General features: G+C 64.8%; 13 protein-coding genes. 7 read left to right on the top strand and 6 right to left on the bottom strand.

The window, feature by feature from the left end; genetic code table 11:
• Positions 1 to 50: 50 nt before the first annotated feature.
• The 3 genes from XH89_RS02900 (at position 51) to XH89_RS02890 (ending at position 3785) form a co-directional block, all read left to right on the top strand.
• On the top strand, positions 51 to 986 hold the full coding sequence (locus XH89_RS02900; RefSeq protein WP_194465639.1) for an alpha/beta hydrolase: 936 nt from the start codon (positions 51 to 53) through the stop codon (positions 984 to 986).
• A 167-nt stretch (positions 987 to 1153) separates the two neighbouring features.
• Entirely contained in the window at positions 1154 to 2053 is a 900-nt protein-coding gene (locus XH89_RS02895) for a hypothetical protein (protein WP_194465638.1), read from the top strand.
• 151 nt (positions 2054 to 2204) lie between these two features.
• On the top strand, positions 2205 to 3785 hold the full coding sequence (locus tag XH89_RS02890; protein ID WP_194465637.1) for a sensor domain-containing diguanylate cyclase: 1581 nt from the start codon (positions 2205 to 2207) through the stop codon (positions 3783 to 3785).
• A 15-nt stretch (positions 3786 to 3800) separates the two neighbouring features.
• Here the strand turns inward: XH89_RS02890 and XH89_RS02885 are convergent, their stop codons facing one another.
• The 4 genes from XH89_RS02885 to XH89_RS02870 all read right to left on the bottom strand — a co-directional run bounded on the left by XH89_RS02885 (position 3801) and on the right by XH89_RS02870 (position 6698).
• A complete protein-coding gene (locus XH89_RS02885) occupies positions 3801 to 4361 on the bottom strand; it encodes a carboxymuconolactone decarboxylase family protein (RefSeq protein ID WP_194465636.1) in 561 nt (186 codons plus the stop codon).
• Positions 4362 to 4465: 104 nt separating this feature from the next.
• On the bottom strand, positions 4466 to 5053 hold the full coding sequence (locus XH89_RS02880) for a peroxidase-related enzyme (RefSeq protein ID WP_194465635.1): 588 nt from the start codon (positions 5051 to 5053) through the stop codon (positions 4466 to 4468).
• A complete protein-coding gene (locus XH89_RS02875; protein ID WP_194465634.1) occupies positions 5050 to 5538 on the bottom strand; it encodes a CMD domain-containing protein in 489 nt (162 codons plus the stop codon). The genes XH89_RS02880 and XH89_RS02875 overlap by 4 nt, the downstream gene beginning before the upstream one ends.
• On the bottom strand, positions 5535 to 6698 hold the full coding sequence (locus XH89_RS02870) for a PLP-dependent cysteine synthase family protein (protein ID WP_194465633.1): 1164 nt from the start codon (positions 6696 to 6698) through the stop codon (positions 5535 to 5537). The genes XH89_RS02875 and XH89_RS02870 overlap by 4 nt, the downstream gene beginning before the upstream one ends.
• Positions 6699 to 6778: 80 nt before the next feature.
• On the opposite strand from XH89_RS02870, the gene XH89_RS02865 reads away from it, so the two are divergent.
• The 3 genes from XH89_RS02865 to XH89_RS02855 are packed head-to-tail and all read left to right on the top strand — an operon-like array spanning position 6779 to position 10548.
• Complete coding sequence (locus tag XH89_RS02865; RefSeq protein ID WP_194465632.1) at positions 6779 to 7759, top strand: LysR family transcriptional regulator; 981 nt, start codon at positions 6779 to 6781, stop codon at positions 7757 to 7759.
• Positions 7756 to 9216: an NAD(P)-binding domain-containing protein gene (locus tag XH89_RS02860; protein ID WP_194465631.1), complete on the top strand. Its 1461-nt coding sequence runs from the start codon at positions 7756 to 7758 to the stop codon at positions 9214 to 9216. The genes XH89_RS02865 and XH89_RS02860 overlap by 4 nt, the downstream gene beginning before the upstream one ends.
• A 27-nt stretch (positions 9217 to 9243) precedes the next feature.
• Complete coding sequence (locus tag XH89_RS02855; RefSeq protein ID WP_194465630.1) at positions 9244 to 10548, top strand: citrate-proton symporter; 1305 nt, start codon at positions 9244 to 9246, stop codon at positions 10546 to 10548.
• A gap of 6 nt (positions 10549 to 10554) precedes the next feature.
• Here the strand turns inward: XH89_RS02855 and XH89_RS02850 are convergent, their stop codons facing one another.
• Positions 10555 to 11019 (bottom strand): Lrp/AsnC family transcriptional regulator, encoded by a 465-nt coding sequence (locus XH89_RS02850; protein ID WP_194465629.1) that lies wholly within the window; start codon positions 11017 to 11019, stop codon positions 10555 to 10557.
• Between the two features lie 159 nt (positions 11020 to 11178).
• Between XH89_RS02850 and XH89_RS02845 the strand changes: the two genes are divergently transcribed.
• A complete protein-coding gene (locus XH89_RS02845; protein ID WP_194465628.1) occupies positions 11179 to 12195 on the top strand; it encodes a 1-aminocyclopropane-1-carboxylate deaminase in 1017 nt (338 codons plus the stop codon).
• A gap of 205 nt (positions 12196 to 12400) precedes the next feature.
• Here the strand turns inward: XH89_RS02845 and recQ are convergent, their stop codons facing one another.
• On the bottom strand, positions 12401 to 14266 hold the full coding sequence (gene recQ / locus XH89_RS02840; RefSeq protein ID WP_194465627.1) for a DNA helicase RecQ: 1866 nt from the start codon (positions 14264 to 14266) through the stop codon (positions 12401 to 12403).
• Positions 14267 to 14515: the final 249 nt, after the last annotated feature.

Here is a 14515-nt window from a genome sequence, read left to right as displayed (position 1 = left end):
AACAACGCGACCAAACCGGCTATAGTGCCGCGCACGTCCCGGAGTTTCCCATGCCGCTCGATCCGCTCGCAAAGCGCTTGTTGACCATGGTGGCTGCGGCTGCACCTCAGGCACGGACCCGGCCAAGCGTCGAGGTACGGCGGCAATCGCTGGCGAAGCTGATGCAGTTCGCACGCGCCGAAGCGCCCGATGTGACGGCCTCCGACGGCATGTTGCCCGGTCCGGGCGGAGAGCTGCCCTACCGCCTCTATTCGCCCGCCTCCGCCGGCGAACGCGTGCCGGGCTTCGTGTTCTTTCATGGCGGCGGACTGGTGGCCGGCAGCATTGCGACGCATGACCGCATCGCGGCGGCGCTGGCGCATGCGACCGGCTGCCGCGTCGTGTCGGTCGACTACCGCCTCGCGCCCGAGCACAAGTATCCTGCTGCCGTCGATGATGCGATCGCAGCGACGGAATGGGTCGCGCGGGAAGCTGAAACGCTCGGCATCGATGCCGAACGGCTGGTGATCGGCGGCGATTCTGCCGGAGCCACGCTGGCCGCGATCGTGTGCCAGGAGGCGACGCAGAGCGCTGGCCTGTCCATTGTCGCGCAATGCCTGATCTGCCCGGTGCTCGATTTCGAGGAGGTCTCACCCTCGCGCGAAGCGTTCGCCGAAGGTCATCTGATCGACCGCGCCACGATCGAGGCCGATCTGTCCGACTACCTGCCCGAAGGACTGGATGCCGCCGATCCCCGCATCTCGCCCTTGCGCGCGACACGGCTCGCCGGCCTGCCGACCGCGATCATCCACACCGCCGAATTCGACCCGATGCGCGACGAAGGCAATGCCTATGCCCGCAAGCTGCTCGCCGCGGGCGTTGTGGTCGAGCACGTCTGCCACGACGGCATGGTTCACAATTTCCACGCCATGGGCGCGATCCTGCCGCAGGCGCAGCTTGTGCTGTCGCAGATCGGCGAGCAGGTCAGACGCGCGGTGGAGAAGTAACGCACATTCTCGCCTCTCCACTTGCGGGAGAGCAAGCCGGTGCGGCCACGACAGGGCAACTGCGCGCATCCATCGCGTTCCTCGCCTGGGATCCCACTTGACCACACCCGCGAACGCGTTCCATCTAGTAATCCGTTGTCGTCACACGCCACGCATCGGATTGTCACTTGTCACATCGCAGGCCATTGCATGTTACGGCTTGGCGCGCTGTTGCGACAGGATTGCTTTGCCTGACGATATCGGCAGGCGCCGCCTTCGCCGCCGATGAGGAAGCGCCGGCAAAGCCTGTTGTCCCGAACATCTACCTCGATCTGCGCACGATCTATGCCACGATTCCCGCGGGCACACTCGGGCTCGGCTTTGGCAACACGTCGTTGTCGGCGGCGTTCGAGGCGCTGGCGGCTCGACGGGGCACGGCGCTGCCGAACGGATTTTCGGCTGCGAAATCGATTGCGGTCGACCTGCCGCTGACTGTCGACGTCAGCGATCGCGTCTCGCTCTATGGCGGGGTGTCGGGCTCGACCACAGACCTCGGCGGCGGCTGGTCGACCTTCGACATCACCAGCTGGAACATCGGGATGCAGGCCGATCTCCATCAGCAGAACGGCGGCAAGATCCCGACCATCACGTTGCAATCGACCGTGACGCAGTCGGTCCCGAACGAGCCTGGCATGACCAACTCGTTCAACAACATCCTGGAGTTCGACTACGCGCTCGACGAGGACGAGACGCGCGGCTGGCTTGCCGGCATGCAATACACCTACACCATGATCGCGAGCCCATTCGCCAGCATCCGGCCGAACACGATCCTTTATGCCGGCGGCTATTACCAATGGCCGAGCAACTGGAAGTTCATCGGCCGCCTCGGAGTGCAGTCTTTCGGCGGCGCGCAGCTTGCGGGCCGGACGCTAGCGGAATCCTTCACCCAACCGATCCTGCGGCTCGACCTCGATCGCATGGACGACAATGACAACCGCCTGTTCGGCATCACCGCGCAAATCGCATGGATGCCGAAGCCGTCCTATCAGGTGACGCTGAGGACGCCGCTTTACGCCGTGCGCAACTAACCGTGGGGCGCGGTGGACTTTTGTAAACACCGCGTCAACCAGTCGTTAATCCTGCTCATCGGAAAACGTCGAACGCGTTACATTGCCGCAAGTAACCTTGCGCGACACTCATTCGGCTTTTTGCTTTGTATTTTCGCACTGGAGGCTGCGAATGTCCCGCTTGGTCACGGAACGAACGTTCCTTGCCGGGAAGATCTTCTTCAATTTCGGCCAGTCGTCGATCGACTGCGTCGTACGCCGGCTTTCCGAGGAGGCTGCGACGCTCGAAATGGAGAGCGGCCTCGGCGTTCCCGACCGGTTCCAGCTCAGGCTTCAGGGACGCGATGTCCTGAGTTGCCGGGTGATCTGGCGATCGGACCGTCAGGTCGGGGTTGCCTTCGAGCAGCCGGACGCCATCGATCGTCCTGCCAGCGACGAGGGGCGCTCATCCGATGCGCTGATGCGCGCCCAGATGCTGGCGCTGCGCGCAGCCCTTGATCACGTGCCGACCGGAATCGTGCTGCTCGATGCCAATCTCAGGGCGCGCCTCATCAACCGGTCGTTTCGCCAGATGTGGCACTTGCCTGACCAGGTCGCCGACAGCAATCCGTCCATTCTCACGCTGCTTCATCATGGGCGCGACATCGGGGCCTATGAGGTGCCGGACCCCGACCTCGAGGCCCATGTGATGGAACGTGTCCGCGTGATCGAGGCTGGCGATCCGATCCCCGTCGATGTGCGCCAAACCAATGGCGACGTCGTGCGCGTCCAATGCACGCCATTGCCGGACGGCGGGCGCATGCTGACCTATACGCCGGTCACCGACATTGTGCGTACCTCGGACGAGCTGAAGCTGCTGCGGGACGCCCTGGAGAATGTTCAGGACGGCGTTCTCCTGCTCGACTCAGACTTGAACGCCACCTTCATGAACCGGCGGATGCGGCGGTTCTGGGAGGTCGGCGAAGAGGAGGCTGCGGTCCGGCCGGCCTATTCGTCGCTGGTGCGACGCCTGCACCGCGCCAGCGCGCCCAACCTTCCGAACAGTGAGCTCGCGAAATTTCCTGCACGGCGCGTCGAGGAGGTCAAGGCCGGCGATCACGTGCGCGACCTCGAAACGCCGGACGGAAGACGCATCAGGGCGCATTGCACCACCATGTCGAATGGCGGCCGCATGCTGACCTATGTCGACATCACCGATCTGACGCAAAAAGCGGTGATGCTGGAGACGCTCGCCACCACCGATCCGCTTACCGGCCTCTACAACCGCCGCCACTTCCTCGACAGCCTCGATGCGGAATGGAGCCGCTTTCAGCGCTACTATCGCTCCGTCTCGGTATTGATGCTCGACATCGACCATTTCAAGTCCGTCAACGATCGCTATGGCCACGCGGTGGGCGACGCCGCGATCAAGGCGGTTGCGGCTGCGTGCCTCGATGGAAAGCGCAAGTCGGATATCGTCGGCCGCCTCGGCGGCGAAGAATTTGCGGTGCTCCTGCCCGAGACCAGCCTGTCGCGTGCAAGGACGGTGGCCGAACGCATCCGCAAGCGCGTGATGAGCACGCAGATCCTGGCCGGCAAAATCCAGTTCGGCCTGACCGCGAGCATCGGCATCGCGGAGGCCACAGTCAGCATGTCCGGCATCGACGCGCTGATGGGCGCGGCCGACCAGGCGCTCTACAAGGCCAAGGCCGAAGGCCGCAATCGCTGCATCGCCTTCGCATCTCCGCCGCCGGCAAGCAAGGCGGCGGAGTGAATCCCGAACCGGCGTCTAATCCGGCACCGGAACGTCGAAGGTGTTGAGTGTGACCGAGACCATGCAATAGACGCCGACGAGATAGGACAACTCGGCCGCGCCGTGTTCGCCGAACTCCTTCACTGCGGCGCGCCAGGTCAATTCGGGCAACACCCCGCCGCTGACCAGCGCAGACGCCATGTCGTAGGCGACCGCCTCCTGCTTGGTGAGGTCGACCGGCCGCTGGCCGGCGACGATGGTCGCGAGCTTCTCGTCGGACAGGCCGCGCTGCTCGGCGACCAGCACATGGGCATAGAGCTCATAGCCGGAGCGGAAATGCGAGCCGGTGACCAGGATCGCCACCTCGCGGACCGGCGCCGGCAGCAGCGGATTCGACGCGATCGCCTTGACCAGCTCCCACACCGGCTTGCCGAAGCGCGGCTCGCGGATCCAGGGATTCCAGGGACCGAGCAGCGCGCCGTCGTCGCGCATGTTCACAAAGCCCTTGAAGTGGTCCTTGATGCCCGCTTGCATGTCGGCATAGAGCGGCTTCTGTTCGTCGGTCAGCTGCTTCGGATCGAGAATGGGAAGTCGCACGGAAGGTCTCCTCGTTGAGAAGGGGCCACCGTCGCCCGGGTCGGAACGCATGGCAAGTGAAGTTGCTGTGACGACCGGGTGGGGAGGCCGTCCGGTCTAGCCAGCTACGGTGACTCCGGACGCGCCAGCGGCTCGCCCAGCGTGTGCATCAGCCGGTTGGCCCAGCCGAAGATCGCAGCCGACAGCACGAGGTCGAGTTGCTCGAGCGGGCTCAATCCGGCCTCGGCGAGCGCAAGCTCTTCATCGGCCGACGCCTCGATTGGTGTCGTCGATAGCTTTGCGGCGAAATCGAACAGCGCCTGCTGGCGTGCTTCGAGTTGCGCCTCACGCTCGCCGGCAAATATCTCCTCGACGACATCATGGCGCCCGCAGTGGCCGATGAAGCGCGAGGCGTGCACGGCGGCGCAATAGACGCAATGATTCACCACGGAGGCGCTGAGCGCGCCGAGCTCACGCTCGGCCGGAGACAGGCCATCCTTGCCGTACATGATCAGATTGAACAGGGGTGAGCGTATCGCGAGCGATTCGGGGTCGTGTGCCAGCGTGAGCACGTAAGGAGAGACGCCCTTGTTCGACGGCGTCACCTTCATGGCCGCGAGTTGCTCCGGCGTTGCCGATGCGAACTCGACCGGCTTGACATAAGGCGACCAGGTCGGGACGGTGGTGGTGAAGGCGTGGACGACGTCGCTCATCGGACTTCACCGTCTTTCAGCAGCCTCAGGCCCGCGACGACGCGCAACTGATAATTCACGAACGCTGCCAGCTCGGACAGGCGCACGATGTCGGCATCTCCGATACCGGCCTGCCTCAACGTATCGATGTCCTGTCGCATCGCCTTACGTGGCGCGAGCGTCAGAAGATCGGCGTGACGCGCCATGGCGTCACGTGCGGGATCGCCGCAGACGCCGCCGGGATGAGCCAGACCGGCGAGGTCTATGTCGCTCGAATGCGCCAGATAGGATTCGTAATGCGCGGTCAGCTCGGCATCGTCGAGGTGCCGGCACATCCGCGCCGCGAGCGCGGCCCGCAGACCGTGGCTCAGGCCGCCGGGCTCACGCGGCACCAGCACGGCGTCATGCGCGGCTTCGCTCAGGCGCAGGATCTCGGCACGCGTCGTCAATGCCTGGCCGAGCCGGGAGTCCGCGGCGACCCCGGCAATGCTTTCGATCAACGTCACGCAATACTCCTGGCGCTTTGCGGATTTGCGACATCTTCGACCGCGAGCGTCGGCGGCTCGCCGGTGGCGAGAAACAACGACAGCGCGGCTTCCACGGGCGCCGGGTCGAGGCCGCGCGCATTCAACCAGGCGGGCTCGTAATAGGTCTGCCGGTAGCGCTCGCCGGAATCGCAGATCAGCGTCACGAGCGACCCGGTCATGTGCTCCCGTCGCATCTCCGCCGCGAGCCGGCACAGTGCGAGGAAGTTGGTGCCGGTGGAACCTCCGACGGGGCGGCGCAGCCGGCGCGACAACACGTTCATTGCCGCGATCGTCGCGGCGTCCGGGATCTTCATCATGCGGTCGACCACGCCGGGCACGAAGGAGGGCTCGCAGCGCGGCCGGCCCACCCCTTCGATCAGGGACGGCCGCTCGCAGACTTGCGTGCAGTCCTGGTGGCGAAAGCAATCGAAGAAGGCGGAATGCTCGACATCGGCGACGCAGAGCCGCGTTGGATATTGCCGGTAGCGCAGGTAACGCCCAATCGTCGCCGAAGTGCCGCCGGTCCCGGCGCCCATCACGATCCATTCCGGCACGGGATGAAGCTCGCCCTTGAGCTGGGTGAAGATCGACTCGGCGATGTTGTTGTTGCCGCGCCAGTCGGTCGCGCGTTCGGCAAAGGTGAACTGATCCATGTAATGACCGCCCAGCCGCGCGGCGAGCGCGGCCGCCTCGGCATAGAGCGCCCGGCCGTCGTCGATCAGGTGGCAGTGGCCGCCATAGTGCTCGATCGCAGCGACCTTCTCCGCCGATGTCGTGCGTGGCATCACCGCATAGAACAGCACGCCGATCATCTGCGCGAAGTAGGCTTCCGACACCGCCGTGGAGCCGGACGACGCCTCGACCACGGGCGTGCCCTCGCGGATATGACCGTTGCAGAGCGCGTAGAGAAACAACGAGCGCGCCAGCCGATGCTTCAGGCTGCCGGTCGGATGGGTCGATTCATCCTTCAGGTAGATGTCGATGCCCGAGAGCGCCGGCACGATCAGGCGGATCAGATGCGTGTCCGCAGTGCGGCACTGGTCCGCCTCGATTGCCGCCACCGCCTCGTCGACCCAGCCGCGCCTGTAGGCCGGCCCGGTCGAGTTCTGGTCGCGGAAAGGGGCTCGTTCCGTTGGCATGGCAAAAATCTCTCATAATTCGACTTGCGCATCAAGAAATATTGTTCATTCTATATTCGAATAATGCAGGCAGGCCGGCCATGAACAGTGACGTCATCGACATCCGGCTTCTCGAAGCCTTCGCGGCGGTGATGTCGGCCGGCAGCATCACCGGGGCTGCGCGGCTGCTCGGGCGCTCGCAGCCGGTCGTCACACGGCAGATCCAGGACCTCGAGGCCGAGGTCGGCTATCCCCTGTTCTCCCGCAACGGTCCGCGCATCAGCCCGACGCCGAAGGGCGTGCTGTTTCACGCTGAGGTCGAGCGGCTCCTGATGGGCCTGAAACACATCCGGCAGCGGGCCAATGCGATCGGCGCCGGCGCCCTGCCCGTGCTCAGCCTCGCCGCGATTCCGGCGCTGGCGGCGGGCTTCGTGCCGGCGGCGCTGGCGTCGTTGGAGCGGGAGCTGTTGCCGAGCCAGGTGCATGTGCAGGCGCTCTCGGCCGAGAATGTCGTGCAATCGGTGCTGTCGCAATCGGTGGATTTTGGGCTCGCCAGCCTGCCGGTTCAGCATCCCGGCCTCGACGTGCAGTGGGTCTGCGAAGTGCCATGCGTCGCATGCCTCGCGATGGATCATCCCCTCGCCAAGAAGAAGGTGATCCGCCTGAAGGATATTGGCGGCGGCCGCCTGCTGACGATGGCCAACCCCTACCGGCTTCGCCGCCGGGTGGACGAGGCGCTGGAGCGCGTGGCCGTGGTGCCGGCGGAAGTCATCGACACCAATTCGTCGATGACGGCCATCGCGATGGCCAAGCAGTCGCTCGGCATCGCCATCGTCGAACCGGTGCTGACGTCGAGCCTTCCGGTGGAAGGCGTCGTCACCCGGCGTCTCGACGTCGCCATTCCCTTTCTGTTTGCCGCACTCTCTCCGACCGGACGCGAGCTGACGCCGACGGTCGCGGCCGTCAACGGCGCACTGCGCGCCGCGGTGACGCTGATGCCCGGCGCCAAGCTGCACAGCGGCGCGGCCGCAAGCCTCGACCCCGACGGGGCGGCCGACGAATTCGAGAAAGCCAATTCATGACGACGATGACGCCAATTCCAGCCGGCCTCGCGGCGCTCGAGCAGCGCCTCAAGCAGGACCTCTCCTGGCTGGAATTGCCTGCCAAATCCTGGGTGCCGCGTCGCGTGGTGGACGACAGGACCGTCATCGACGTCGTGATCATCGGCGCCGGCATGGCCGGCCTCGTCGCCTCAGCCATGCTGAAGCGGCTCGGCGTCGACAACCATCTCGTGCTCGACCGGGCGCGGGCCGGCGAAGAGGGGCCATGGGTTACCTACGCGCGGATGCGCACGCTGCGGTCGCCGAAGGAATTGACCGGGCCGGCGATGGGACTACCGGCGCTGACCTTCCGCGCATTCTACGAAGCGCAACACGGCCGCGAGGCCTGGAAGGCGCTCGATCGTGCCCCGCGCACGATGTGGATGGATTACCTCATCTGGTACCGCAAGGTGCTCGACCTGCCGGTTCGCAACGAGACCGCGGTCGCGCGCATCCATCCGCGAGCGGACCAATTGTTCGAGCTCGATGTCAGTGGGCGCGACGGCCCGCGAAAGATCCTGGCGCGCCATGTCGTGCTGGCGACGGGGCGCGACGGCCTTGGCGGCGCCTACGTGCCACCGCTTGCGAACCGCATCGACCGGCGCTTCTGGGCGCATTCCTCCGATGCGATCCGCTTCGAAAGTCTTTGCGGCAAGCGCGTCGCCGTGGTCGGCGCGGGCGCATCCGCGATGGACAATGCGGCGGTGGCGCTCGAGAGCGGCGCTGCGCGGCTCGACCTCTTCATCCGTCGCGGCGACATTCCGCGCATCAACAAGTTCACCGGCATCGGCAGTCAGGGTGTCGTCCACGGCTTCGCCGGTCTCACCGATGCCTGGAAATGGCGCTTCCTCGATCACACGCTGAACGCGCAGACGCCGCCGCCGCGCCGGAGCGTGCTGCGCGTCTCCGCCTATCCGCAGGCGCATTTCCATCTCGCAAGCCCGATCGAGGATCTCGCCGTTGACGGCGACCACCTCGTCGTGACGACGCCCAAGGGCCGTTACGCGACCGACTTCATCATCTTCGGCACCGGCTTCAAGGTCGACCTCGCGCTGCGGCCCGAGCTCGCCGAGTTCGCGCCCCACATCCGTTTCTGGCGCGATCGCTTTGCGGCGCCGGCGGGCATGGACAATGCCGAGCTCGAGAGCTCGCCGGATCTCGGCGACACGTTCCAGTTCCAGGAGAAGGTGCCGGGCGCCTGCCCGGCGCTCTCGCGACTCCACTGTTTCAATTATCCGGCGACGCTGAGCCACGGAAAGCTTTCCGGCGATATCCCCGCGATCAGCGAGGGAGCCGACCGACTCGCGCGCGGCATCGTCCGCAGCCTCTTTGTCGAAGACCGGGAGATCCACTTCGCCAATCTCAAGGCGTTCGCCACGCCCGAGATCATCGGCGACGAATGGATCGACGCGGACGCCGCTCATCACCACGCCGGGTAATTCAGCAAACGGACAGGCAAGCGCGAGATGCAGAGGAACAGAAAGGCCATTGTGGCGGCGATCGCCGGCAACGCGATGGAATGGTACGACTTCACGGTCTTCGCGCTGATGACACCGGTCATCAAGAACCTGTTCTTTCCAGTCGACCCGAAAGTACCGGGCAGCGAGGTCAATGCTCTGCTGCTCACCACCGCGCTGTTCGGCACGGGCTTCTTCATGCGTCCGGTCGGCGGGCTCGTGCTCGGCTATTTCGGCGATCACAAGGGGCGGAAGGCCGCGATGACGCTCGGCATGGGCATCATGGCGCTCTCGGTCGCGCTGCTCGCGCTGACCCCGACCTACGCGACGGCGGGCGTCGCCGCGCCGCTGATCGTGCTGCTGGCGCGGTTGCTCCAGGGCTTTTCCGTCGGCGGCGAGTTCGGCACCTCGACCGCCTATCTGATCGAGGCGGCGCCTCCGGGCCGCACCGGCCTCTACGGCTCCTGGCAGATTGCGGGACAGCTGATGGCAAATGTATTGGGCGCAGTGCTCGGCGCCATCCTGACGCTGACGTTCACGCAGGAGCAGCTCGCGGCCGGTGCCTGGCGTATACCGTTCTTCGTCGGCCTCGTGATCGTTCCGATCCTGCTCTACATGCGCGCCAGCGTCATCGAACCCGAAGCTTCCCGACGCAACATGGCAACCGTGCACAAGGACCAGTTCATTGCCGCGCTCAGACATCCCGGCCGCAACTTCCTGATCGGAATGGGCATGGTGGTCGCAAGCGCGGTCTCGTTCTACGTCACCTTCGGCTACACCGTGACCTATGCCAAGGAGGTCTTGAAACTGCCATTGATGCAGAGCTTTCTGGTCCAGATGATCGCAGCGATCGTGATGGTCGTTGTCGTTCCCCTCGCCGGCGCCGTCTCCGACCGCTACCCGCGCAAGCCGCTGCTACTGGCCTCGCTCATCGGCTATTTCGTCTCGCTCTATCCGCTCTATGCCTGGGTGATCTCCGATCCGTCGGTCGCAAAGCTCCTGGTGTGCCAGGTCGTGATCGGCTTCTTCAGTGCGTTCTTCCTCGGCGTCTACTGCACCACGCTGGTCGAGCTGTTCCCGATCCGGGTCCGTTCGACAGCGCTCGCGATCGTCAACAACGTTGCGGTGCTGATCTTCGGCGGCTTTGCCCAGTTCTTCGTGACCTGGCTGATTGCTCTCACCGGCTCTCCTCTGGCGCCAATCTTCTATGTCATGATCGGCGTCGGCCTTGGGCTGATCGCGGTGATCGCGATGCGGCCGGAGGATACCGGGCGTGAGCAGATCGCAGAGGGCGTCGTCAAACAGGCATCGTGAAGCGGCTCAAAACTCCAGCGGCGCGTTGTCCACGACTTCCTTCATCACGAAGAAGGTGCGGGTCTGGCGGACACCGGGCAGCGCGATCAGTTGCTCGCCATGGATGCGGTTGAAATCCTCCATGTCGCCGACGCGGATCTTCAGGAAATAGTCGAAATCGCCGGCGACGAGGTGGCAGTCGAGCACGAATTTCAGCTTGGCGATTGCCTGCTCGAAGATGGCAAAGCTCTCAGGCGTCGAGCGGTCGAGCACCACGCCGACCATCACCAGCGTGCCCTTGGCCACCTTCTTCGGCGCCACCATGGCGCGGACCGCAGCGATAAAGCCGTCCTCGAACAGGCGCTGGGTGCGGCGATGACAGGTGGCAGGGCTGATCGCGACCGTTTCGGCCAGCTCGGCATTGCTGAGCCGGCCGTTATTTTGCAGCAATCTCAACATCTTGAGGTCGACACGGTCGAGCCGAGCGGACATGAAAGAAGCTTCCGTAAATTTGGCGAATACTGGAAGGAATCCTAGCAAAATTACCGATTCATGCAAGATAAGGCGCAATATTGGCGCGATATTCGAGAGCACCTTTTTGCGGCGCAATGCTAGCCATATCCCAGACGCAACGCCATCAGGGATGCCCCCATGAACCTGGACAAATTTCCGCGCTATCCGCTCACCTTCGGCCCGACGCCCATCGAGAAGCTGGAGCGGTTGTCGAAGCATCTCGGCGGCAATGTCGAGATCTACGCCAAGCGCGAGGACTGCAATTCCGGCCTCGCCTATGGCGGCAACAAGCTGCGCAAGCTCGAATACATCATTCCCGACGCGATCGCCTCGAACGCCGACACGCTGGTGTCGATCGGCGGCGTGCAGTCCAACCACACCCGCATGATCGCCGCCGTCGCCGCCAAGATCGGCATGAAGTGCCGCCTGGTGCAGGAAGCTTGGGTGCCGCACGAGGACGCCGTCTATGACCGCGTCGGCAACATCATGCTGTCGCGCATCATGGGCGCCGATGTGCGCCTGGTGGACGACGGCTTCGACATCGGCATCCGCAAGAGCTGGGAGCAGGCGGTCGAGGAAGTGAAGGCTGCGGGCGGCAAGCCTTACGCTATTCCCGCCGGCGCGTCCGTGCACAAATTCGGTGGCCTCGGTTATGTCGGCTTCGCCGAAGAGGTGCGCAAGCAGGAGAAAGAGCTCGGCTTCAAGTTCGACTACATCGTCGTCTGCACCGTCACCGGCTCGACTCATGCCGGCATGCTGGTCGGCTTCGCCGCCGACGGTCGCGCGCGAAAGGTGATCGGCATCGATGGATCGTTCACCCCTGAACAGACCAAGGCGCAGGTGCTCTCGATCGCCCAGAACACCGCCAAGCTGGTCGAGCTCGGCAAGGACATCGTTGCAGACGATGTCGTGCTGATCGAGGACTACGCCTACCCCGCCTATGGCGTGCCGTCGGAAGAGACCAAGGAAGCGATCCGCCTCACCGCACGGCTCGAGGCGATGATCACCGACCCTGTCTATGAAGGCAAATCGATGCAGGGCCTGATCGACCTGACCAAGAAGGGCTATTTCGAGAAGGGCGCAAAGGTCCTCTACGCCCATCTCGGCGGCGCGCCGGCGCTGAACGGCTACGGTTACGCCTTCCGGAACGGCTAGCCAGGCCGGCTTCACCGCGTCATACACCGCTGTCGTCCCGGGCAAGCGGCAGCGCAGACCCGGGACCCATAACCACAGGATTGCGCTTGGCGAAGAACTCGTGGTGACCAGCCTGCCATAACCACATCGACCTGTGGTTATGGATCCCGAATCTGCGCGCGCTGAGGCGCGCTTGTCCGGGATGATGGGACAGATGGGCTTCCCCCTACCGCGTCATGACGATCTGCAACAGCTCTTCGCCGTAGTGCTCGAGCTTCTTGTCGCCGATCCCGGGGACATTGCGCAATTCGTCGAGCGTGGTCGGCCAGGCCCGCACGATGCCGTCAATGGTGGCATCGTGCAGCACGACATAGGCCGGCACGCCGCGCTGGCGCGCCACATCCGAGCGCCACGAGCGTAGCCGCGCGCGCAATTCGGGATCGACATCGCCCTGCGGGGCGCTGGCAGCCGGCGCGAGATCGCCGCGGCGCGACTTGGCACGACTTGCGCGGACGCGCGTGCCAGGCGCTTCCTCACGCAGCCACACTTCGGTCTCACCGCGCAGCACGCTCCGCGCAGTCTCGGTCAGCTTCATTGCACCGAAGGCTTCGCTGTCGGCCTGCAAATGCCCCATGGCCACCAGCTGCCGTAGCACGGTGCGCCATTGCTTCTCGTTGAGCTCGCGCCCGATGCCGAACACCGACAGCTTGTCGTGGCCGAACTGCGTCACCTTGTCGGTCAGGCGGCCGATCAGCACGTCGATCAGGTGCATCGCGCCGAAACGCTGTCCGGTGCGATAGACGCAGGACAGCAGCTTCTGCGCCAGCACCTTGCCGTCGCGCATCTTGGGCGGCGTCAGGCAGTTGTCGCAATTGCCGCAATTCTCTGTTGTCACCATCTCGCCGAAATAGGCGAGCAGTCGCCTGCGCCGACACTGCGCGGTCTCGGCGAGGCCAACCAGCGCATCCAGCTTGCCGATCGACACCCGCTTGAAATCGTCGGAGCCGCTGGACTCGTCGATCATCCGGCGTTGCTGCACGATGTCGGAGAGGCCGTAGGCCATCCAGGCGGCCGACGGCTTGCCGTCACGCCCGGCGCGCCCGGTCTCCTGATAATAGGCCTCGATGCTCTTGGGCAGGTCGAGATGGGCAACGAAGCGGACGTCGGGCTTGTCGATGCCCATGCCGAAAGCGATGGTCGCGACGATGACGATGCCGTCCTCGTTGAGGAAACGGTCCTGGTTGCGCGAGCGCACGCTGCCGTCGAGCCCGGCATGATAGGGCAGCGCCGTAATGCCGGCTTCGTCGAGCGCGGCAGCAACTTCCTCCACGCGATTGCGGGACAGGCAATAGACCACGCCGGCATCACCGGTATGGCGCTCCCGGATGAACTCCTTCAGCTGCGACACTGCATTGCGCTTGTCGACAATTTCGTAACGTATATTGGGCCGGTCGAAGCTGGAGACGAATTGCGGGCTGTCTGCAAGCCGCAGCCGCTGGACGATCTCTTTCCGCGTCAGCTCATCCGCGGTCGCAGTCAGCGCGATGCGCGGCACGTCGGGAAAGCGCTCGGCGATGACGGAGAGGCCGACATATTCCGGACGGAAGTCGTGCCCCCATTGCGAGACGCAATGCGCCTCGTCGATCGCAAACAGCGCCACCTTGGCCTGCGCCAACATCAACAGGCAGCGCGGCGTCACCAGCCGTTCCGGCGCGACATAGAGCAGGTCAAGATCGCCCGCGATCAGGCGCCGCTCGATCTCGGACGCTTCCTGGAACGACAGCGACGAGTTCAGCGCGGCGGCGTTGACACCGGCTTCGATCAGGCCGGCGACCTGGTCGCGCATCAGCGCGATCAGGGGAGAGACCACGATGCCACAGCCTTCGCGCAGTAACGACGGCAACTGATAGCACAGCGACTTGCCGCCGCCGGTCGGCATCAGCACCAGGCAATTGCCGCCCTCGGTGACGTGCCTGACGATCTCGCCCTGCGCGCCGCGAAAGCCCGGCAGACCGAACACCGAATGCAGCACCGACAGCGCGTCGCGGCCATCGGCCGGCGCTGGCAGCGGAGCGGTGGAGGGGGCGGACATGGGCGAGTCGGGGGTTGCTGGATTCGTCCCAACGCCAGTCGCACGGCGGCGCGGGCGTGGCAAGACTGTTTGCGGGGCAAAGCGGCGCCTTCCCCTCTTCCCTTGAGGGAGAGGGTGGATCGCCGCGCAGCGGCGAGACGGGTGAGGGGTTTCTATCCGCGGAAATCGATGAGGGATCGTCTTGCAGAGACATACCCCTCATCTGGCGCTTCGCGCCACCTTCTCGCACAAGGGAAGAAGGAAGAGAAC

Source organism: Bradyrhizobium sp. CCBAU 53340 (assembly GCF_015291645.1).
GTDB lineage: Bacteria > Pseudomonadota > Alphaproteobacteria > Rhizobiales > Xanthobacteraceae > Bradyrhizobium.
The sequence above is the reverse complement of the archived record's forward strand: the minus strand, read 5'-3'. Positions and strand labels throughout refer to the sequence as shown.

Bases quoted from the DNA above. Each gene is read 5' to 3' on its own strand.
- XH89_RS02845 (WP_194465628.1), top strand. From the start codon at position 11,179: ATGAACCTGGACAAATTTCCGCGCTATCCGCTCACCTTCGGCCCGACG.
- XH89_RS02860 (WP_194465631.1), top strand. From the start codon at position 7,756: ATGACGACGATGACGCCAATTCCAGCCGGCCTCGCGGCGCTCGAGCAG.
- XH89_RS02890 (WP_194465637.1), top strand. From the start codon at position 2,205: ATGTCCCGCTTGGTCACGGAACGAACGTTCCTTGCCGGGAAGATCTTC.
- XH89_RS02865 (WP_194465632.1), top strand. From the start codon at position 6,779: ATGAACAGTGACGTCATCGACATCCGGCTTCTCGAAGCCTTCGCGGCG.
- recQ (WP_194465627.1), bottom strand. From the start codon at position 14,266: ATGTCCGCCCCCTCCACCGCTCCGCTGCCAGCGCCGGCCGATGGCCGC.
- XH89_RS02850 (WP_194465629.1), bottom strand. From the start codon at position 11,019: ATGTCCGCTCGGCTCGACCGTGTCGACCTCAAGATGTTGAGATTGCTG.
- XH89_RS02880 (WP_194465635.1), bottom strand. From the start codon at position 5,053: ATGAGCGACGTCGTCCACGCCTTCACCACCACCGTCCCGACCTGGTCG.
- XH89_RS02855 (WP_194465630.1), top strand. From the start codon at position 9,244: ATGCAGAGGAACAGAAAGGCCATTGTGGCGGCGATCGCCGGCAACGCG.
- XH89_RS02900 (WP_194465639.1), top strand. From the start codon at position 51: ATGCCGCTCGATCCGCTCGCAAAGCGCTTGTTGACCATGGTGGCTGCG.
- XH89_RS02870 (WP_194465633.1), bottom strand. From the start codon at position 6,698: ATGCCAACGGAACGAGCCCCTTTCCGCGACCAGAACTCGACCGGGCCG.